Below are 1946 nucleotides of genomic sequence, written 5' to 3' on the forward strand. Positions count from 1 at the left end.
CCGCGTTCACCTTGGTCCCCTTTTTCACCCTTGGCTCCATCTTTAATAGCAATTTTTTGAACAAGTTCGTCTACGCCCTCAGTATAAACACCGTTTCCATCGTTATCAAGATAGAAAGTGAGGTTATTTGTATCACCAACTTTATTTTGATCAACACGTGGTTTTACTGTATCGATTAGCTCTTTAGCCACACCAATTTGCATAATACGTGGCTTAGCTTCTTTAGTAACTCTATTACTAATTGGCAATCCTTGGAGTGTTTCGTTACCAAATCGATGGACTTTATAGGTAATTTGACGTTGTCCTTTTTCACCTTCACGAACTAATCTAGTTTGACCTTCTGGTAACTTACTAGTTGGAAGATAGACAGTTTGGAAGTCAATGTCTTCTGAAACAGTCTTATTATTAGTACCACCATAAGGGTTTGCATCCAAGAGGAGTGGATTTGCTCTATGATAATAGTTGGAGTTACTGTATGGGTCATTGCTAGTAGCGGCACCACCACCACCTTGGTCCACGTTAAAAGTAACTGGTTTCAAACGAACAGACAAGTCACCATTTGGATTAGCAATTGGCAAACTAAATCTGATTGTTTGTTCCATATTTGTTGAAGTAGCAGAGGTCATACTGTATCCTGAGTGAGATACGAAGTTGGCACCCTGGCTAATAGGTTTTGATTGCTCTCTTAATCTTGGAGTTGTGATAGTTGCATTTGAAGGATTTCCAAATCCATCCCCTTTATCCAAGATAAAGTTATTATTAACAAATTCACCTGGACCAGAGTATTTAATTGTGAAATTCAATCTATTACCTTGACGTACTGTTGTTACATCGTAATGAATTGAATTACCACCACGTGAGTTCCCATAACCACGGAAACTATAACTACGACCACCTTGACTAATATCTGCAAATGCAACTGTATTTCCAGAACCTGATACAATTGGATTGGCTGGATTGCTAGCCGCTCTAAAGCCACTATGCCCTTTATCCAAGTCTTCCTTACGGATAGCTGGATTTTGGCGAGCATCAGAAAGGCTCAAACCTGGTTTCGAGATTTCATTAGTAGATTCTGGAGCTGAAGTTGTTTCTACTTTGGCAGGTGCATTAGTTGCTAAAACGCTACTATCAACAGCTGAACGGTCAGTCGTTGTTGCAGCTGGCTTAGCTTCTTCTTTGGCTTCTGCTACGTCAGTTTTCTTCACTACAGGTGTTTCTGATACTGTTCCTTTATCAGAGTTAGAACGAAGTTCTAGCCCAATAATAGCTGATTGGATAGATGACTCTGCTGCTGATACTTCAGATTCAGTCGCATCTGCTTTCCCAAGCAAGCTTTGACCAGCTTGGATACTTGCTTGCAAGTTAGCAGCACTTGCTTCTGTATATAACTTGCTTTCTAATTTTTTAGCACGCGAAAGAGCCGTTAACAATTTTGACTTGTCAACAGCATCTTGATGCGTTACTTCTTCTTTTTTATCTTTTGCTTCTTCAACTTTTTCTGCTGGTCTAGTAGCTTCTTCAGTTTTAGCTGGAGTCGTTTCTACTGGGTTCGCAACAGTTGGAGCTGCATAAGTTGTTTCTTTTTTAGGTGTTGATACTTCTGCTGGTTTAGTAGCTTCATCTACCTTATCAACAGAGACACTATTAGTTGCCTCAGGATGTTGTTCCTCCGCTTGTACTGATTGCGTATTGGCAGCAGTCCCCAAGACTAAGGCTGTACCGAGCAAGACACTAGCCGCACCAAAGTGATACTTACGAATAGAGTATCGTTGTTGCATGCTATACCAGTCAAATGATTTCTTATGTGTATGTTTCATTTTAAACTCCTAGATAGTATGTTATAGTTTACAATTTACAACTATTTGAGGCATTAATCAATATTATCTATGAAATTAATATATCTGATTTTTGTACCATGGAGCCATATTTTTTTTTTTTTTTTTTTT

At 39.0% G+C, this 1946-nt stretch carries 1 protein-coding gene; it reads right to left on the minus strand.

Annotation, left to right across the window (positions count from 1 at the left end):
* Positions 1–1817: pneumococcal collagen-like adhesin PclA (gene pclA, locus MK480_RS07740; protein WP_268707474.1), on the minus strand; the 1817-nt coding region annotated here is incomplete at its 3' end.
* Positions 1818–1946 lie beyond the last annotated feature (129 nt).

The organism is Streptococcus mitis (genome assembly GCF_026782895.1).
Classification (GTDB): Bacteria; Bacillota; Bacilli; order Lactobacillales; family Streptococcaceae; genus Streptococcus; species Streptococcus mitis_CB.